Source organism: Pseudoalteromonas sp. FUC4 (assembly GCF_008370255.1).
In the GTDB taxonomy this organism is placed as follows: domain Bacteria; phylum Pseudomonadota; class Gammaproteobacteria; order Enterobacterales; family Alteromonadaceae; genus Pseudoalteromonas.
The window spans coordinates 689,797-707,801 of sequence record NZ_SEUI01000001.1 but is presented as its reverse complement, the minus strand read 5'-3'; the positions used below and the strand labels follow the sequence as shown (position 1 = coordinate 707,801).

Below are 18,005 nucleotides of genomic sequence, written 5' to 3'. Positions count from 1 at the left end.
TGTTACGCCCTCAGTTTAAGCGTAACTAATACAATCCCGTGATCAGTACTTAAATCATCACGCTCGAACTCGGGATTTATCAAATGCCTGTTGTAAGTACTGTAGTCACTTACTTCAAAAAAACTGTCATCGCAACTAGTATCAAACTCACACGATAATAAAATGTAATCAAGTACTGAGCTACTAGCGCCATAATAATGTGTAGGTGCTCTTAACGGTGTTGCTTTTGTTGTTACTTCACTGTTAGAAACCTCATCATTGATTAGCTGCGATTTAACAAACAAATCCCATGAATCATTTAAACAATATTTTGCTAAGTAGGTTTTAGCATCAAATGCAGGCGCAAAGCGTAACGTACTCGTTAGTAAATGGCTTAATACGCCATCCGCAAGTTCATTATTAAAGTCCCCCATTAATAGCATGGGTTGTTGTGTAGCTTCGCGACGGGTAATCATTTGTATCATTAGTAATGTAGCTTCACTGCCACGTTGAATAGTTGAGCCCCACCCACCCGCTACATTCGCTTTTAAAATTTCAATTATGTTTTGCTCGGGTGTAAGCTCTTTATTATGCTCATCAACATTAATCATTGGGCGCTTAGATTTAAAATGCACCACGTAACAATCAGTATTGCCTATATGCGGCAGCGTTATAGTTGCTCTTAGTACTTTGCGACTAAAAGTAAACTCACTATTAAGGCCAAGCGCATTTGCAAGCTCACTATCGTGCTCAACCGCTGCTACTTCAACTATCGGGTATTTAGAGGCGATTGCCACTACGGGGCGTTTATAAATAAAGTCATCAATCACCTCTGGTGTATCAACTACAGCAAAGTCATTATAACCTTGCTCGCCTACTAGCTCTTTTAATGAGTCAATACTAAACACTTCCTGAAAACCAATCACATCAGGCGCATGTCCTGTTAAGTAATCAACAATCCAACGCTGCTTTTTAGCCCACTGCTGCGCGGTATAAATTTTCTCAAACTCATAGTATGCATTGGGCGGCTCAAGATAGTTAAACAGGTTAAATGTGGCTATTTTTAGTTGGGTGTTAATAATTCCAGATTCATCACGGTTTAAATCTGTATCTAACTGTTTAAGATCTTGATTGCTGATGGGGTTCGCCTAAGTAAAGTTGAAAGTGTTGCTGGCTTATAAACTATCATTTTTATTACATGTTTACGTAATAAATCAGCCAGCTTAATAACAATTTTATACAGTCTTTTAATTATGTATTTATTATATCCCTCAATAAATAGCATTAACGTGCTTAACCAGATAAAATTCGCGGCAATTAAATATGAGCGAAGCGACATTGTAATGAGTAGAAAGATTGAACTATTAGCCCCAGGCGGTGATGTAAACGCGGTAAAAGCCGCCATTGTAGCCGGTGCTAATGCGGTTTATTGTGGGTTAGATACCTTTAATGCACGTAACCGAGCGTCTAATCTTTCGTTTGATGAGCTTAACGGCGCACTTCGCCTAGCCCATGAATACGGCTGTGAAATATTTTTAACGCTAAATGTAGTTATATTAGAGCACGAAATGGGTGCACTCTTTAAGCTACTAAACCAGCTAGTAAATACCACGCTCGATGGCATTATTGTGCAAGATTTAGGGTTGTTCAATATAGTTAAAAAGCACTTTCCTACTTTACATATTCACGCATCAACTCAGTTAACCACGCATAACGAATCACAAGTTGAGTTTTTAGCGCGCATTGGCGCTACACGTGTAAATTTATCGCGCGAGCTTAACTTAACTGAAATTAAAATACTGACCGACGTAGCGCATAAATGCGATGTTTTAACCGAAGTGTTTGTACATGGTGCTTTATGTATCGCGTTTTCGGGGCAATGTTATTCAAGCTCAGTAAGTGTAGGTAACTCAGGTAACCGTGGTCGCTGCTCACAAGCATGTCGTGATGAATACGAGCCAACGGCTATGGGTAACAAGCATCCGTTAAACTTAAAAGATAATTCAGCCTATTTTGATTTACCGGAGTTGGTAGCCGCAGGTGTTGACTCATTAAAAGTAGAAGGTCGCATTAAAGGTGCTAACTACGTACATACCGTTATTGATAGCTGGCGCAAACAAATAGATACCTTTGTACAAACCGGTAACTTAATTGAAGACGATTCAAGCTTATACAAAGTATTTAACCGTAATTTTACTAATAAGTTTTTGCAAGGTGACATGACCAAAAACATGTTTACCGACAACCCGCGCGACCATAGCTTTGATCACGCTAACGAAAAGAGTAACGCGATTTCGGTTGTGCAAATTTACGATGCACAACAAGAGCTCGCCGCAGAAAAAAATGACATTGATACGTTAGTTAAAAAGAAGATTGAGTTTTTAGATATTTCAAAACGAGAACTACGCTTTGAGTTTGACGGCCAATTAAACCAGCCATTTACAGTAACACTGATAATAAACGATAAACACGACAACACCCTAGCAGAGCAAAGCGCTCTGCAACCTCAGCGCTTTGAAGTTCAATCACAAATGCCTATGCAAGCCGCTGATAAATCAATTGTTGATATAGCAGCTATTGATAAACGCTTTAAAAGCTTTAGTAATGCCAATTTTGAAATTAAAAATATGGATTACTCAAACTTAGGCGATAACTTGAGCATTCCGTTTAAAGAGCTTGCCCGTATTAAGAAGCAAGTCGCGTTTTTATTAAACGAAGGCAAAGACGTACTCGCCCCTGTTGAACTGCCAAACCTAGTAAACCACCCTAAAGCCGATAACAAAACAACACTCTCTATTTTAATATCGGACATAAAAGACGTTCACCTATGTGATTTAACAGGTGGCGATGTTTACTTTAAATTACCAGAGAGCTTTAGAACCGATAACGATAAATATATTAATGTATTTTTAAAGCACCCACAGTTAATTCCGTGGTTTCCGGCGGTGTTAATTGGTAAAGATTTTGAAGAAGCGGTACGTTTGCTCGAGGTTGTAAAACCTAAGCTTATTATTAGTAACAACACAGGCGTTGCATTTAAAGCAGTACAAATGGGTATTGATTGGATTGCAGGCCCGTTGTTAAACACCACAAACTCTTATGCATTACTAACACTACAAGAAGATTTAAACGCAAAAGGCGCGTTTATTTCAAACGAAATAAACAAACCACAAATGCGTAATATTAAACGCCCTAACAATTTTAAAATGATGTACAGCATTTATCATCCAATACTAATGATGACTAGCCGACAGTGTTTTTTCCAGCAAACAGTAGGATGTAAAAAACCACGCATTGACGCAAGCTGTATGCTGAGCTGTAAAAAAGAAACCACCGTTACCAATGTTAAAGGTATTAGCTTTGCTATTGATAAACAAAAAGGCGGCTACCCAAGTATTTATAACCATGAGCAATTTTTAAACATGGATATTGTGAGTGACTTTGCCGACAAATTTGACGAATTTATGATTGATTTAACCGACATTGGCTCAGGCGATAAAGAAAAACTGGATAAAGCCGTGTTACTTGCGCATTTTCAAGATTTAATCAAAGGGCAAACACAAGCGGTTGAACACTTAAATAGCTTGGTTAAAGTACAAACCCGTCAGCAGTATGTTGAAGGCCTAAACAGCTAAGGTAACTAACATGACATTGCCATTATTATATTCATTACAACACTGCCCATACGCAATGCGTGCACGAATGGGTATTTTAATGGCAGAGCAACACGTGCTACTACGCGCTATAAAAACTAAAAATAAACCGCCGCATCTTTTGCAAATATCGCCAAAAGGCACGGTGCCAGTTTTATTACTGCCGAATAATCAAGTTATAGATGAAAGCCTAGATATTATGCTGTGGGCTTTAAAGCAAAACGATCCGCATAATTTACTGCATACTCAAGACCCATTAGCACTTGAGCGGATGCTTGAGTTAATTAAGCTAAACGATACGCAATTTAAACCTGTGCTCGAAAAGTACAAATTTTATGCGCGTACAAAAGACATGGCACAAATTTATTACCAAAAAGCCTGCGAAGAGTTTATTAAGCAATTTGAAGTAAAACTAACCACACATAAATACTTAATAGGCGATGAAAAAAGTCTAGCCGATTATGCCCTGCTGCCATTTATTAGACAGTTTGCCCGTGTAGATAAACATTGGTACTTACAAAGTGAATACACGCATGTTCGCGCATGGTTAAACGAGTTTTTACACGCCCCCATGTTTACCAAAGTTATGGCCAAATTTGATTTGTATATGGACTGCGGCGAAGAGTTTTTGTACGGCGTTAAAAAGCCTTAACTTAGCCTTTGTTTTATAAAAAATTACATTGTCATAGCCAACTACAAAGCTAAGCATTGAATTATTCTCATCATCGAATTTAAGCCCTTTATTTACGCTATACTGCCCTCCCCATTACTAACAAACGCTATGTATTATGAACTACTCAAACTTTGGCACTAAATTTACACAACCCAACGGCATTACTCAGTTAATGGAAGATTTAGGCGGGGCTAAAAACAGTAACAATCCTAATATTGTTATGCTGGGTGGCGGTAACCCCGCATTAGTACCACAAGTAAATGAGGTTTTTTTAAGTGAATTACAAAATCTTGTTGCCAGCAATAAAGTATCGCAAGTATTTGGCCTTTACGATGGCCCAACCGGTAACGACGAGTTTAGAGCAGCATTAGCTGGCCAGCTAAGTAAAGAGTATGCATGGGATATTAGCGCCGATAACGTAGCACTGGGTAATGGCAGTCAAGCTAACTTTTTTGTGTTGTTTAATATGTTGGCAGGCGAAATGCCTGATGGCAGCCACAAAAAGATTTTATTCCCCCTCGCGCCAGAGTATATAGGTTATGCCGATCAAGGTTTATCTGCTGATATGTTTGTTGCCATAAAGCCTGATATCGAAACTTTAAATACAGGTAGTGCATCAAAACAGTTTAAATACGTCATTGATTTTAAAGCGGTTGAAAACACATTAGCAAACGACAGCAGCATAAGCGCGCTGTGCGTATCACGCCCTACCAACCCAACAGGTAATGTAATTACTGACGATGAAGTAAAACACCTTGATTTGCTTGCTAGGCAATATGGCATTCCACTCATTATTGATAACGCATACGGCGATCCGTTCCCAGGTTGTATTTACACCGATGCAAACCTAACGTGGAACTCAAACATTATTTTATGTATGTCACTTTCAAAACTGGGCCTACCGGGTTTACGCAGCGGTATTGTGGTTGCCAATAATCAGATTATTAAAGCAATTGGCCGCGTAAACGGCAGCATGGTTTTATCGCCAAATAGTATTGGTCCGAGCTTAGTGACACGCTTAATTAACGACAACGAACTACTGCCACTGTGCCGCAACGTTGTACTGCCTTTTTATCGTAATAAAGCACACATAGCAATTGAGTTGTTTGACGAAGTGTTTGCTGAACTGCCTGTTTATTTGCACAAAGTTGAAGGCGCCTTTTTTATGTGGCTGTGGTTTAAAGATGCAAAAATGACAAGCGAGGTGTTGTATCAAAAGCTTAAAGAGCAAGACGTTTATGTAATTCCTGGGCACAACTTTTTTATCGGCATTGACGACAGCTGGGCGCACAAGCACGAGTGTATTCGTATTAACTATGCTACCGATGCAGATACCCTAAAAAAAGGCTTAGAAGCGATTAAAAACCTAATAAAGTAAATATAATGATGCCGATATAAATATCGGCATCAGTTATTTAATTCGCTTATATATTCGTTTGAAATTCATGCAAACGCACTTTAACCCCTTTAAATTTATATACAAGTTGGTATCCTACGCAACCTTTTTTAATAGCAATTCGCTTAATTAAGTGATCTATTCTGAGGTGAGAAAATCGTGTCGATGACCAGGCAAAAATTTCGTTATTTAGTTGTTCTCAGCAATTGCTCCTGCATCCATGCAGTCGTATATCAGAAATTTTTAACGCAGTTAGCGTCAGATTTAGTCCCTCAAATTGATTAAGTATTATTGTGGATTGGTATAACTTATGCTTATTAAAAAAGAGCCAGTCAAGGGGCGACTATCGTTGCAGGGCACTTAGTTTAAGTGGCAGCAATAACACAATCGGCATCGCGTATAAATATTGGTTTTAAACGTTAGATGTAACTTTAAATAGCAACATGCAATAGCACTATTAAGGTCAATTATGCGATTAGGACCAGGACTACTTGTCACCGCCGCCTTCATTGGACCAGGGACTATTACTACCGCCAGCGTGGCAGGTGCAAACTTTGGTTTTGCACTTATATGGACATTACTGTTTTCAGTTATTGCCACTATATTATTACAATCTATGGCGGCGCGCCTTGGCGTTGCTACCGGGCAAGATTTAGCTCAAGCGCTCAGAGCACATATTCAAACGCCCTTATTTAAATCTTTAGCCATATTTTTAGTCATTAGCGCGATTGGTGTGGGCAGTGCAGCTTATGAAGCGGGTAACTTAAGTGGCGCTAGCATGGGGTTAATTGAAATATTCCCTCAAGTTAACTCCCAACTATGGACACCACTTATTGCTTTTTTAAGTGCAGCTTTACTTTATAGCGGTAAACATAAAGTGGTTGAAAACGCGCTAATTTTACTCGTTATTTTAATGAGCTTAGTGTTTATCTCAACACTTGTAATGGCCGCGCCTTCACTGGGTGATGTATTTGCTGGTTTTATTCCTAGTATGCCTGAGGGTTCGATTACAACCATACTCGCTTTAGTTGGTACTACCATTGTTCCGTATAACTTATTTTTGCACTCTGGCGTACTCGCTGCTAGACACGACAGTAACAGCGACATGCAAAAAGTGATTAAACAAACAAATGTTGATACAGGCCTATCAATCACTTTAGGCGGTGTGATCACTTTAGCTATTTTATCTACAGCTTCAGTTGCATTTTATGGCACCGATGCGGGGCAAATTAGTGCTGCTAACATGGCCGTACAGCTAGAGCCATTGCTTGGCGACGCCGCTCATTACTTTTTTGCTATTGGTTTATTTGCTGCAGGTTTAACAAGCGCGATTACAGCGCCACTTGCGGGTGCTTACGCTGTGTGTGGCATGTTAGGTTGGTCAAACGATATGGGTAACGCACGTTTTAAAGGCGTTGCTATTGTTATTTTATTGTTTGGTGCTGCGGTGGCATCACTCGGTTTAGACCCTGTCGCGGTCATTATATTCGCACAAGCGGCTAACGGGCTATTACTTCCTATTGTTAGCACCTACCTTGTATGGCTGGTTAATCAAAAAGGGGTTATGGGAAACTACACTAACTCTTTGATGTTAAACCTGGTAACCCTACCCGTTTTAATCCTAATTTTTGGGCTAAGTAGCTACAAACTAATTAGTTTAATTTTTTGATTAAATTCTAAAAACTATATTTAAAGGCCGCTGTTTACAATAAACAGCGGCCTTTATTAATCACCAAATAACGTATAAGCCGTACTTATATTCACACATCTAACACGCTTTTTGGTTTTTAGTTGCTTTAAATAATTGCGAAAACGCAAAACCACCTACCGCACCTGCAAGCAGTTGAGCATAAAAACCCCAGCCTCTTGCGCCCGCTATAATATGAATATTCATAATTGATTCAATGGCAATTAACACAATAGCAAATGCCACAATGCCAGCAATAACAAATAGCTGAGTACTGTATTTTTGAACCTTTTTATTAAGCTTTGCGGTAACAAAAAAAGCGATGGCAAGTGCTACGGCAATAATAGCGCCGTAGGTAGGTAATAGGCCTAACCAATCATCAAGCGTTAAACTAGCACGATCACTAAAGCCCACCACTACACCTACATTAACTAATTGATTGACAACGTATTGGCTATGAAACAAGCTAGCAAGTGTGAATGTAAGTAACCAAGAAACTAAAAATGAAGGCAATATACGTGTTAAAAACGACATGGTTATCTCAACTTAAAATAAAACTTTTTTCTTATACTAGCCATGCTAGCAAAGGCTTGCCCCGTAAACAATGTATCTCTTTTTTTACTCTGCTTTCGCTTTTTTCGTTTTCTGTTAATGCAGATGCTACGTTACCAAAAAAGCAATACAGTACAAAAACCCTTGCTACACAATTACAGTCTCCGTGGAGCATGGTTGAACTACCAAACGGCACATGGTTAATTACAGAGCGTGATGGCCACGTCGTTATAGTTAAAAACAACGCGCAATCAAGAGTTAAATTAAACCTAACAGGTTTATACGTTGCAGGCCAAGGTGGTTTACTCGACATTGTATTATCACCAGATTATAACGACTCCAAAGAAATTATTTTTACCTATGCCCAAGGTGATGCAAGCGAAAACAGGCTGGTTGTTGCGAAAGCCACGTTTAATGGCATTGACTTTTCAAAGCCTAACGTTATTTATAAAGTAGCGACTGATAAAAACACACCGCAACATTACGCAGGACGCGCCCTTGTCCTACCCGACAATACGTTATTAGTTTCAACGGGCGATGGGTTTGACTTTAGAGAGCAAGCACAAGTTATCACCAGCCAACTTGGTAAAATATTACGTATAAACCTAGATGGTACCATTCCAACAGACAACCCATTTATTAATCACGAAAACCTAAATGCACATGCTGTTTACTCACTTGGTCATCGTAACCCTCAAGGCTTAGTTTATGATTACGATACGCAGCAAATTGTTAGCCACGAGCACGGCCCTGCAGGCGGTGACGAGCTAAACTACTTAACCGCTGGCACTAATTACGGCTGGCCGGTAATCACCTATGGCAAAGATTACTCGCAAGCGCGTATTTCACCATTTACCGAATATAAAGGCATGCAAAAACCAAGCGTTGATTGGACGCCTTCAATCGCCCCTTCTGGTATGGCGTATTACGGCTCTAAACATACCGCCTTCCCTTCATTGCAACAACATGTGCTTATCACCACACTGGTCGATAAAAAACTCTACGCCGTTAATTTAGCAAATGGTGAATTTACGCAATCTCACGTATTTCCTGAGGCCGCAGGAAGATTAAGAGATGTGTTTGTTACAACTGAGGGGAATATTGCGATATTGACAGATGGTAAAGATGCAAAGCTAATGTTGATGACATCAAACTAATTCATAAAGCAAATAAAAGCCGCTGCGCTTTAAAAGTAACGTAGCGTCTTTATTATGTTCTTTATAACGTTCTTGTCTCCAACTGCCTTTGCATATACTTACTGTGCTTGTTATTTACCTGATTCTAATTGCTGTCTCAATAATTCAATAAGTTGAGTGTTAAGCCCTGTAATTTCGGCTTCTAGTACCTTCACTTTAGCCTGCGACTCTTCATCATCTTTACTGCGTAATAATGCAGCTTCTTGTAGTAGTTTTTCTATCTTTTCTTGTATTTCAGCAATCTGTTCATCAATAGGGTCACCTTCTGATTGTGATGCCTGACTTGCATCTTCATTGCCTGACAATTTACGTAACGCCTCTCGATTTTGATCTTCCAGACTTTTTTCTTTTCCTTCTTCGGATATATCCACTTGGTCACTTTGAACCGCTGCTTTGTGCACAGTCGCTTTTTCGGTTACTTCATCAGCCACCAACTTTAAAGTTTGTTTTTGCGGGTAAGTTTCTAAAGGTTTAGAGGTTATGTGAACTGACATTTTATCCATTTTAATATTCCTTGTTCCGTCAATTATTGGCGAGAAGTAGTTAACTATAAATATAATGCTTTATCAAAAGCCAATTGTAATAGCCCTTGTTTGATTCTTTATTAGATTACACTTTACTCACAAGCTTGCCCATTGCTGTTTTAAACCAACAAGGTGAACAATACCAAAAGATAAACAAATAATAGAACTCCAAACCCAAAACTCAGGCGAGCGCCCCATAGGGTTATTTATTAAAAAGAACCCTGCAACACCGCGGGCTAAATAAATAAAAGTTATTAATACAAGAGCTAGGCGGATGAATGGAAGTTTAAAAATAACACCTGCGGCTGAAAGTGCATACAATGACCAAGTTGATAGAATCAGAACAATTACACTAGTAATAAGGGTTGGCTGGATACTTCCTTGCTCAGAAAGTAATGCCATTTGCTCTCCTGCACCGAAGAACCGATACCAAGAACCTCCAAAATAGATACAACCCAAATGCAAAGTTGCTACAACAGCACTTAATGTACCTGCAATTATTAGAAGAACATTCATAGAGCGATAAAACCTTCGTGAGACATAGCGAACCTGTAAATTAGCTGCTTTATTTATCTTGATAAACAAACCATAGCCGGGTTTTTATCTGGGTACAATCGGTTGTTGAATGTTTACGCGTAATATCAAAGCTCGGCTTAGACTAGACAGCCACTCCAATTGTAAATTAATCTGGCTAATGGTGAGTTTACGCAGTCCCACATATTCCCAGAGACCGCAGGATGATTAAGAGATGTATTCATAACTGATAGAGGCAATGTAGCTATATTAACCGATGGGTAAGATCCAAAGCTTATATTGGTTATATCGAATTAATCTGCATGAAATAATCAATAATAAAGCTAATGGCAAAAAGAAAGACCTGACCCCATTATTTTTGTTATTGCCTGTATAAGAAAGTTAGTAGTGATCATAAATTCAATGGTGAGAGATGGTGTCATGTGGGATCCTAAAATGGTTTAAATTTAGGAATTGACACCATAGTCACTTGTTATACAAATTTTTCAACCACAGCTTGCATGGCTTTTTCTCTATATAAAGGATGTTCATGGCTTTGAGCTCTTGGGTGAGCAATTCTTATGCACTCAATCCCGTTAAACTCAAATCGCCAATATTTACCACTTACGACTTCTAATGAGTTGTAACCATTAAAGTAATCGTTACACATATTTTTAATTGTTTGATCATTATTTTTGTTACAGCCAGCAGCAAAAATTATAATATCAGGTTTACTGTACTTAATACTTTCACTGATAAGTCGAATAGATAAGTTCTGAATAGTATTAAATTCTGACATTCCTCTATTTACAGGTGATTTTCCGTTAAAGTCCCATGCAAATAAATTTTGATATATAAGAGCACGAGGGTCTAAATCAAGGCGCTTTGCGACATCTGCGTAAAAACGCTGAAACCAACTAGAAGACTTTTTCCTTATAATTCCGCCTTTCTTATCAAGTAAATGCCAAGAGTAGCGTTCAAAAGATTCACTTATCACTGAAGACAAGCTATTTGAAGCATTTGCTTCGACAATTCTAGATATAGTGTTTAGTTTATTTTTTGTATTCCAGCCAGCTGTTTCTCGGCCAACAATCATAACCCTTTTATCTGAAAGCCAATATTCATCGAAAGGTTGAGCCAAAAAAACTCCTGAATACAAATCTTTTCCCAAAATAAATTCTGATGAGGTTATTGAAGACAGAACTCCTTCATAATTACTTTTGAGTTGAGATAACTCCATGCCTTCTCCATTTGTATAACAACTTTGCGTCCGACATTTTTCGCTTTATAAACCGACAAATGTCCAAATATTACAAAGGCTCTAATTTAACCAGCTAATAAGCACTTGTAAACAACTAGTTAGCCGATATTTAAGTTTCCTTGATGCAGAAAAACACCAAAATGGTGGAGAGCAGTAATATTAGACAAAAAAGTAATACACTAATAAATAACAAAACATAGACTTTTTCCTTCGCCTTTTAGCTGTTACCTTTAAACTAAAAAAAGCCGCTATTCATTACAAATAGCGGCTTTCGTCTTAAGATTTACAAGCTTAAAGCTTGCTTAACTTAAACTTGATTTTATTGCTTACCAATTACTTCAAGTCCACCCATGTATGGGCGTAATATTTCTGGTACTACTACTGTGCCATCCGCTTGTTGGTAGTTTTCTAGGATGGCTACTAGTGTACGGCCAACGGCTAAGCCTGAACCATTTAGTGTATGTAGTAACTCTGGTTTTTTAACACCTTCACGGCGAAAACGTGCTTGCATTCTACGCGCCTGAAAGTCAGCCATGTTTGAACATGATGAAATTTCGCGGTATGTGTCTTGAGCAGGTAACCATACTTCTAAATCGTATGTTTTAGCTGAGCCAAAGCCCATGTCGCCCATACATAAAATTACTTTACGGTACGGAAGTTCAAGCGCTTGTAGTATTTGCTCTGCGTGACCTGTTAACTCTTCAAGCGTTGCCATTGAGTCTTCTGGTCTTACAAGCTGTACAAGTTCAACTTTATCAAACTGGTGCTGACGAATTAAGCCACGTGTATCGCGGCCATAGCTGCCTGCTTCACTTCTAAAACACGGAGTGTGAGCAACTAAACGAATTGGTAAATCGCTTTCGTCGTAAATTTCGTCGCGGGCGCTGTTTGTAAGCGGTACTTCAGCTGTAGGAATTAAGCTAAAGCCGGCTTGTTGTTCGCCGTCGTCATTTACAAGGCCTAATGTGTGGAATAAATCGCCCGCAAATTTAGGTAATTGGCTTGTGCCGTAAAGGCTTGCGCTATTTACTAAGTACGGTACATACATTTCTGTATAGCCGTTTTTGTCTGCGTGTGTATCTAGCATAAATTGCGTTAGTGCACGGTGCATACGCGCTACTTGGCCGCGCATTACAGTAAAGCGTGCGCCACTAATTTTAACGCCCATTTCAAAGTCTAAGCCGTTTAAGTCTTGCCCTACATCAACGTGATCTTTAACTTCAAAATCGAATTTTTTAGGCGTGCCCCACGTTAAAATTTCAACGTTGTCGTCTTCGTCTTTACCCGCAGGTACTGACTCGTCTGGCAAGTTTGGAATTGCTAAAGCAATGTCGTTAATCGCGGCTAATACTTCATCTTGCTCTGTTTTAGCGGCGTCTAGCTCACTGCCTAAGTTAGCTACTGCATCAAGTAATGGTTGTGCGTCTTCGCCTTTAGCTTTGGCTTGACCAATTGCTTTTGCGCTTGCATTACGTTGACTTTGAAGTTCTTGCGTTTTTACTTGTAATGTTTTGCGTTTTTCTTCAAGTGCCGTTACTGTCGCGACATCGAGTTCGTAACCGCGAGCTGCTAAACGTGCTGCAGTTTGTTCGATGTCTTGACGTAAAAATTTAGAATCTAACATGTTAGTTTTTTAACCTTTTTGCATTACTAGCTGAAGGCCCAGCCAAGCCATAAAAATACACACCATCACGTTTAAGATGATATTGAGGGCCATTTTAATAAAGTGACCTTGTTGTAATAACAACAACGAGTCCATTGAGAATGTTGAAAAGGTGGTTAATGCACCTAAAAAGCCAATACCGATAAGGGTTTTGGCGGGGCTTGCGGTGATAATTTCTTTATCTATCAAACCGTACAAAATGCCCATTAACAATGAACCCAGAATATTAACCGCCAACGTGCCAAAAGGGAATCCCCTACCGAGGAGTTTTAGCATGCTTTCGCTAATAAAAAACCGTAAACACGCACCTGAGGCTCCGCCAAGGGCGATCATCATATAAAGTTTAATCATTTTCGTATCGTTTAAGTGGGCTTTGCGCATCGCGCTCTTTTAGGTAATCAAGTTTTTGTTTAATTTTTTGTTCAAGTCCGCGCTCGCTCGGTAAGTAATATTCTTTGCCGTCCATTTCAGGTGGTAAGTATTTTTCACCTGCGGCAAATGCGCCTTCTTCATTGTGCGCATAACGGTACTCAGCGCCATATCCTAAGTCTTTCATTAAGTTGGTTGGCGCATTGCGTAAATGTTCAGGCACGGGATAACTTGGCTCGTTTTGAGCGTCTGCTTTGGCTTGATTAAACGCCATATACACTGCATTACTTTTAGGTGCGCTGGCTAAATATAGAGTGGCTTGTGCGATTGCACGCTCGCCCTCGCTTGGGCCAACACGTTGAAATATATCCCACGCATTTAACGCCACTTCCATCGCACGCGGATCGGCGTTACCTATGTCTTCTGTTGCAATGGCAAGTAAACGCCTTGCAACATATAAAGGGTCGCCACCACCGGCTAAAATTCGGCAATACCAATACAATGCACCATCGGGGGAACTGCCACGAACTGATTTGTGAAAGGCCGATATTAAATCGTAAAACTCATCGCCGCCTTTATCGTATTTAGCTAAGTGCGTTGGTAACACTTGGCTAAGTACGTGCTCATCTACGTTGTATTGACCGTTTTGCTCGGACGTTAAATCAACTGCTTGTTCAAGTAAATTTAGTACTTTTCGGGCATCGCCACCACTTGCTTGACACAATGCCTTTTTAGCGTTGTCGGCAATAGTTATGTGCTTTTGGCTTAACTGCTCGTCTTGTTTAAGTGCCCGTTCTATTACAGTGTATAAATCTGTATCGGCAAGCGACTTTAAAACATACACACGCGCACGCGACAATATAGCGTTATTAAGTGCAAACGATGGGTTTTCGGTGGTTGCACCTACAAATATAAAGGTTCCGTCTTCTATGTGCGGTAAAAACGCATCTTGCTGAGATTTATTAAAGCGGTGAACTTCATCGACAAACATAAGGGTGCGTTGGCCGCGGCTTTCTAGGTTATCACGCGCTTGCGTTACGCTGTCACGTATATCTTTTACGCCTGCGGTTACCGCCGACATTTGAATAAGTGAGGCATCAGCGTGGTTGGCAATTATTTGCGCAAGTGTTGTTTTACCCACACCCGGCGGCCCCCATAAAATTAAACTATGGCATCGCCCCGCGACAATGGCTTGATACAATGGTTTATCAGCACTTAATAAGTGCTGCTGACCAATGTATTCATCAAGCGTTGTGGGGCGCATACGCGCGGCAAGTGGGCGTACATCGGGCCCAAAGTTAAAACCTAAATTATTCACCGTTACTCTGATCGTCTATTTCAACACCCTCTGGCGGGGTAAATTCAAAGGTACTTGTTTCAAGCTCGGTATTTACTTGTGCATCGCTAAAACTAAATGATGAAAGCTGGCCTGAGTTATCTGTCACTACTAATTTAGCAAGGCCTTGCTGGTTACCTGCAAAGGTAATATCAAGTTGCTCTACTTGGCTTTCTACGCCTTTATTTGGCTTTACGCTAAAGCCTGTATTTGTTGCAAGCACGCTGTATTTTTCCCATTGTGCTGGGTCTTTTGATGTAAGTAGCACAAATGGTGTTGAGTCGATTAGGCTGCTGGTTTTCATAATCGTTACTTGCTCAGCAAAGCTGTCGAAGTAATAGGTTTTATCGCCGTTTGATACAAATAACGTATCGTCTGGATTAGTTTGCTGCCAGCGAATCATCATAGGCTGTTGAAGGGCTATTGTGCCCTCGCCTTGCATCACTGCTTGGCCTTCTTTGTCTGTTACTTGTTGTGCAAACTGCGCTTTAAAGCTTTTTAAAGTGGCAAGTCTGTCTTGTAATGCTTGGCTGTCGTCAGCAAAGCTTGGTGCGGCAATTACGCTGCCTAACACTAATAATAAGGCGTTAACTTTTTTCATGAATTTGCTCCATTAGGTACTAATACATCGCGAGCGCCGTTATGACCTGGTGAACTCACGATACCCGATGTTTCCATTTGTTCTACTAAACGTGCTGCGCGGTTATAGCCAACACGTAATTTACGTTGCACTGAGGATACCGATACTTTGCCGGTTTCAATTACAAACGATACAGCTTCGTCGTATAACGGATCAGATTCTTCATCTGCGTTTTCGCTAGCTTCACCCGGCAATAAAATATCTTCAGTAGCATCGCCATTGAGTATTTCGTCAATGTAATTTGGCTTAGCACGTGCTTTCCAATCGTTTACTACGGCGTGTACTTCATGGTCGTCTACAAACGCGCCATGCACACGCTCTGGTACGCTAGTACCTGGCGGTAAATAAAGCATGTCGCCCATACCTAGTAAGTTTTCTGCACCTTGTTGGTCAAGTATTGTCCGTGAATCTATTTTGCTTGATACCTGAAACGCCATACGTGTTGGTATATTAGCTTTAATTAAGCCGGTTATTACATCAACCGATGGGCGCTGCGTAGCAAGCACTAAGTGAATGCCTGCCGCACGTGCCTTTTGGGCTATACGTGCAATAAGTTCTTCTACTTTTTTACCTACAATCATCATCATGTCGGCAAATTCGTCAATAACCACTACTATACTTGGTAGTTTATCTAGCTCGTCTGGGCCTTCTTTCATGCCGTCGGTGTCTTTAAATAACGGGTCAAGAATTGGGTAACCCGCCTCCTTGGCTTCCATTACTTTTTGGTTATAACCTTTTAGATTACGTACACCTAATGCTGACATTAATTTATAACGACGTTCCATTTCGCCTACACACCAACGCAGTGCATTAGCGGCTTCTTTCATGTCGGTCACTACTTCACACAATAAATGCGGAATGCCTTCATATACTGAAAGCTCAAGCATTTTAGGGTCAATCATGATCATACGCACATCATCAGGACCCGATTTGTACAGCAAGCTTACTATCATGACATTAACGCCCACTGATTTACCTGAACCGGTTGTACCGGCTACCAATAAATGTGGCATTTTACCTAAGTCAGCACATACCGGCTGACCGGCTATATCTTTACCAAGCACCATGGTAAGTGGTGACGGGTTTTGCTCAAATTTAGGGGCGTTTATAACTTCAGACAAACGAACTATTTCACGGTGTTTATTTGGAAGCTCAATACCAACATAGGTTTTACCTGGAATAACTTCTACAACACGTACACTAATTGCCGAAAGCGAACGGGCTAAATCTTTAGCTAAGCCTGTAATTTTAGACACTTTAATACCTGGCGCTAAATCTAGCTCAAAACGTGTAACAACGGGGCCTGGGTATACCGCTACTACAGTTGCCTGTACATTAAAGTCGAGTAATTTTGTTTCTACTAGGCGCGATACGCTATCAAGCTCTTCTTGCGAAATTGGGTTTTTAGCTTTATCTGGTCTGTCGAGTAAATCAAGCGATGGTAATGGCCCTGGTGGTGGCTCTTGTGTTAATAATTGCTCAAACTTTTCTTTTGCCGTTGGTGGTGGTTGATATTGCGCTTTTGGTTTAGGCATTGGTCTTGCTGGCGATACCACCGTTGTAACTGGTTTTTCAGGTTCTACAACTGGGCTTTGATCAAGCGCATTTAATGCAGCAGCCGTGTCCATTGGTTCGTCGTCTATTGCGCTAAAACCAATTTCTTGATCGAGTATATCGTCAAGTTCATCAAACGGCATAAAGTCATCACTAACTTGTGGTTCACTAAACGGTGTTTGAGGTTTATCTATCGCTTTTTGTTTATCTGCTTTTTTAGCTGATGTAGGCAGTTCTATTTGTTCTTTTATATCGTCTTCAAAATGGGCGTCTACTTCATCGTTATTATTTACTTTACCTGCAGCGTGTTCTCGGTGCATCCAGCCTTTTGCATACGACACAACATAGCGGTAAAGCCTAACCATTAAATCGCCAAGGTAATCAACAAAATCAACCCACGATACCCCAGTCAATAATGTAAGCCCTGCAAAAAAGAAACACAGCAATAATATAGATGTACCAGTAAAGTTAAATGCAGGCATCATGGCTGATGCAATAACATCGCCCACTACCCCACCCGATGAAAAGTTATAAATATCGTCAAAATTGATACTACTAATAGCGGTAGCTGAGGTAATAAATAAAGCAAAACCAATAACACGCAGCGCTAAGGTCGTGTAATCAAGCTGTAAAATGCGGTGAGGTTGTTTAAATAGCAAGTAGCCAAATAGCTGAATGGCCGCTGGCACTAAGTAAGCCAACCAACCAAAGGTGAGTAATAAAATGTCGGCTATCCATGCACCGGCTGCCCCTGTGATGTTGCTTACTTCGCTAAAACTAGTTTGCGACCATGCAGCATCTGCTGGATCAAAGCTGATCAAGGCACATAAAATAAATATTGCCGTAAAGGTGCTGATGATCAGCCCTGTTTCTAATAGTCTTTGCACACCGTTTAGGCGCATAGTTCCCTATTCCTCTTTATTATTCTATTTCTATTCACACTTACTTAGTAGTGAAATACCTTAGCAGGAAATGCAATTTGTTGCACTTTATCTTAACCTTGATGGCC

General features: G+C 40.2%; 15 protein-coding genes and 1 pseudogene. 6 read left to right on the top strand and 10 right to left on the bottom strand.

Annotated features, from left to right (window positions below):
- Nucleotides 1–2: 2 nt before the first annotated feature.
- On the bottom strand, nucleotides 3–1,025 hold the full coding sequence (locus EU510_RS03175; RefSeq protein ID WP_149592223.1) for an endonuclease/exonuclease/phosphatase family protein: 1,023 nt from the start codon (nucleotides 1,023–1,025) through the stop codon (nucleotides 3–5).
- A 297-nt stretch (nucleotides 1,026–1,322) separates the two neighbouring features.
- Between EU510_RS03175 and EU510_RS03170 the strand changes: the two genes are divergently transcribed.
- The 4 genes from EU510_RS03170 (at nucleotide 1,323) to EU510_RS03155 (ending at nucleotide 7,370) form a co-directional block, all read left to right on the top strand.
- Nucleotides 1,323–3,614 (top strand): peptidase U32 family protein, encoded by a 2,292-nt coding sequence (locus EU510_RS03170; protein ID WP_149592222.1) that lies wholly within the window; start codon nucleotides 1,323–1,325, stop codon nucleotides 3,612–3,614.
- A gap of 10 nt (nucleotides 3,615–3,624) precedes the next feature.
- On the top strand, nucleotides 3,625–4,284 hold the full coding sequence (locus tag EU510_RS03165; protein WP_149592221.1) for a glutathione S-transferase: 660 nt from the start codon (nucleotides 3,625–3,627) through the stop codon (nucleotides 4,282–4,284).
- A gap of 136 nt (nucleotides 4,285–4,420) precedes the next feature.
- Nucleotides 4,421–5,683 carry a valine--pyruvate transaminase gene (locus EU510_RS03160; protein WP_149592220.1) on the top strand — a complete coding sequence of 421 codons (1,263 nt, stop codon included), beginning with the start codon at nucleotides 4,421–4,423 and terminating at the stop codon, nucleotides 5,681–5,683.
- A gap of 487 nt (nucleotides 5,684–6,170) precedes the next feature.
- A complete protein-coding gene (locus EU510_RS03155; protein ID WP_149592219.1) occupies nucleotides 6,171–7,370 on the top strand; it encodes an Nramp family divalent metal transporter in 1,200 nt (399 codons plus the stop codon).
- A gap of 99 nt (nucleotides 7,371–7,469) precedes the next feature.
- Here EU510_RS03155 and EU510_RS03150 read toward each other — a convergent pair whose 3' ends face one another.
- On the bottom strand, nucleotides 7,470–7,922 hold the full coding sequence (locus tag EU510_RS03150) for a hypothetical protein (RefSeq protein WP_149592218.1): 453 nt from the start codon (nucleotides 7,920–7,922) through the stop codon (nucleotides 7,470–7,472).
- Between EU510_RS03150 and EU510_RS03145 the strand changes: the two genes are divergently transcribed.
- The gene (locus EU510_RS03145) at nucleotides 7,907–9,097 is read left to right on the top strand and encodes a PQQ-dependent sugar dehydrogenase (protein ID WP_149592217.1); all 1,191 of its coding nucleotides are present in this window, start codon (nucleotides 7,907–7,909) and stop codon (nucleotides 9,095–9,097) included. The genes EU510_RS03150 and EU510_RS03145 overlap by 16 nt on opposite strands.
- A 110-nt stretch (nucleotides 9,098–9,207) precedes the next feature.
- On the opposite strand, the gene EU510_RS03140 is transcribed toward EU510_RS03145, so the two are convergent.
- Together EU510_RS03140 and EU510_RS03135 are read right to left on the bottom strand one after the other, a co-directional pair.
- Nucleotides 9,208–9,630, bottom strand: a complete 423-nt coding sequence (locus tag EU510_RS03140; RefSeq protein WP_262501185.1) for a hypothetical protein — start codon at nucleotides 9,628–9,630, stop codon at nucleotides 9,208–9,210.
- Nucleotides 9,631–9,756: 126 nt separating this feature from the next.
- Nucleotides 9,757–10,176 carry a hypothetical protein gene (locus EU510_RS03135; protein WP_149592215.1) on the bottom strand — a complete coding sequence of 140 codons (420 nt, stop codon included), beginning with the start codon at nucleotides 10,174–10,176 and terminating at the stop codon, nucleotides 9,757–9,759.
- A gap of 165 nt (nucleotides 10,177–10,341) precedes the next feature.
- On the opposite strand from EU510_RS03135, the pseudogene EU510_RS20130 reads away from it, so the two are divergent.
- Nucleotides 10,342–10,458 (top strand): annotated as a pseudogene (locus tag EU510_RS20130) (PQQ-dependent sugar dehydrogenase); the annotation flags it as partial.
- Between the two features lie 208 nt (nucleotides 10,459–10,666).
- Here the strand turns inward: EU510_RS20130 and EU510_RS03125 are convergent.
- The 6 genes from EU510_RS03125 to EU510_RS03100 all read right to left on the bottom strand — a co-directional run bounded on the left by EU510_RS03125 (nucleotide 10,667) and on the right by EU510_RS03100 (nucleotide 17,898).
- On the bottom strand, nucleotides 10,667–11,413 hold the full coding sequence (locus EU510_RS03125) for a hypothetical protein (protein ID WP_149592214.1): 747 nt from the start codon (nucleotides 11,411–11,413) through the stop codon (nucleotides 10,667–10,669).
- A 340-nt stretch (nucleotides 11,414–11,753) separates the two neighbouring features.
- Nucleotides 11,754–13,058 (bottom strand): serine--tRNA ligase, encoded by a 1,305-nt coding sequence (gene serS / locus EU510_RS03120; RefSeq protein WP_149592213.1) that lies wholly within the window; start codon nucleotides 13,056–13,058, stop codon nucleotides 11,754–11,756.
- A 9-nt stretch (nucleotides 13,059–13,067) separates the two neighbouring features.
- Nucleotides 13,068–13,448, bottom strand: coding sequence for a fluoride efflux transporter CrcB (crcB, locus tag EU510_RS03115; RefSeq protein ID WP_149592212.1), 381 nt, complete (start codon nucleotides 13,446–13,448; stop codon nucleotides 13,068–13,070).
- Nucleotides 13,441–14,784, bottom strand: coding sequence for a replication-associated recombination protein A (locus EU510_RS03110; protein WP_149592211.1), 1,344 nt, complete (start codon nucleotides 14,782–14,784; stop codon nucleotides 13,441–13,443). Before EU510_RS03110 ends, crcB begins: the two co-directional genes overlap by 8 nt.
- Nucleotides 14,777–15,403, bottom strand: coding sequence for an outer membrane lipoprotein chaperone LolA (gene lolA, locus EU510_RS03105; protein ID WP_149592210.1), 627 nt, complete (start codon nucleotides 15,401–15,403; stop codon nucleotides 14,777–14,779). The genes EU510_RS03110 and lolA overlap by 8 nt, the downstream gene beginning before the upstream one ends.
- The gene (locus tag EU510_RS03100) at nucleotides 15,400–17,898 is read right to left on the bottom strand and encodes a DNA translocase FtsK (RefSeq protein WP_149592209.1); all 2,499 of its coding nucleotides are present in this window, start codon (nucleotides 17,896–17,898) and stop codon (nucleotides 15,400–15,402) included. The genes lolA and EU510_RS03100 overlap by 4 nt, the downstream gene beginning before the upstream one ends.
- Between the last annotated feature and the right edge of the window lie 107 nt (nucleotides 17,899–18,005).

Excerpts from the sequence above, each read along its gene's own strand:
- EU510_RS03170 (WP_149592222.1), top strand. The coding sequence starts at position 1,323 with ATGAGTAGAAAGATTGAACTATTAGCCCCAGGCGGTGATGTAAACGCG.
- EU510_RS03165 (WP_149592221.1), top strand. The coding sequence starts at position 3,625 with ATGACATTGCCATTATTATATTCATTACAACACTGCCCATACGCAATG.
- EU510_RS03160 (WP_149592220.1), top strand. The coding sequence starts at position 4,421 with ATGAACTACTCAAACTTTGGCACTAAATTTACACAACCCAACGGCATT.
- EU510_RS03155 (WP_149592219.1), top strand. The coding sequence starts at position 6,171 with ATGCGATTAGGACCAGGACTACTTGTCACCGCCGCCTTCATTGGACCA.
- EU510_RS03150 (WP_149592218.1), bottom strand. The coding sequence starts at position 7,922 with ATGTCGTTTTTAACACGTATATTGCCTTCATTTTTAGTTTCTTGGTTA.
- EU510_RS03140 (WP_262501185.1), bottom strand. The coding sequence starts at position 9,630 with ATGTCAGTTCACATAACCTCTAAACCTTTAGAAACTTACCCGCAAAAA.
- EU510_RS03135 (WP_149592215.1), bottom strand. The coding sequence starts at position 10,176 with ATGAATGTTCTTCTAATAATTGCAGGTACATTAAGTGCTGTTGTAGCA.
- EU510_RS03125 (WP_149592214.1), bottom strand. The coding sequence starts at position 11,413 with ATGGAGTTATCTCAACTCAAAAGTAATTATGAAGGAGTTCTGTCTTCA.
- serS (WP_149592213.1), bottom strand. The coding sequence starts at position 13,058 with ATGTTAGATTCTAAATTTTTACGTCAAGACATCGAACAAACTGCAGCA.
- crcB (WP_149592212.1), bottom strand. The coding sequence starts at position 13,448 with ATGATTAAACTTTATATGATGATCGCCCTTGGCGGAGCCTCAGGTGCG.
- lolA (WP_149592210.1), bottom strand. The coding sequence starts at position 15,403 with ATGAAAAAAGTTAACGCCTTATTATTAGTGTTAGGCAGCGTAATTGCC.
- EU510_RS03100 (WP_149592209.1), bottom strand. The coding sequence starts at position 17,898 with ATGCGCCTAAACGGTGTGCAAAGACTATTAGAAACAGGGCTGATCATC.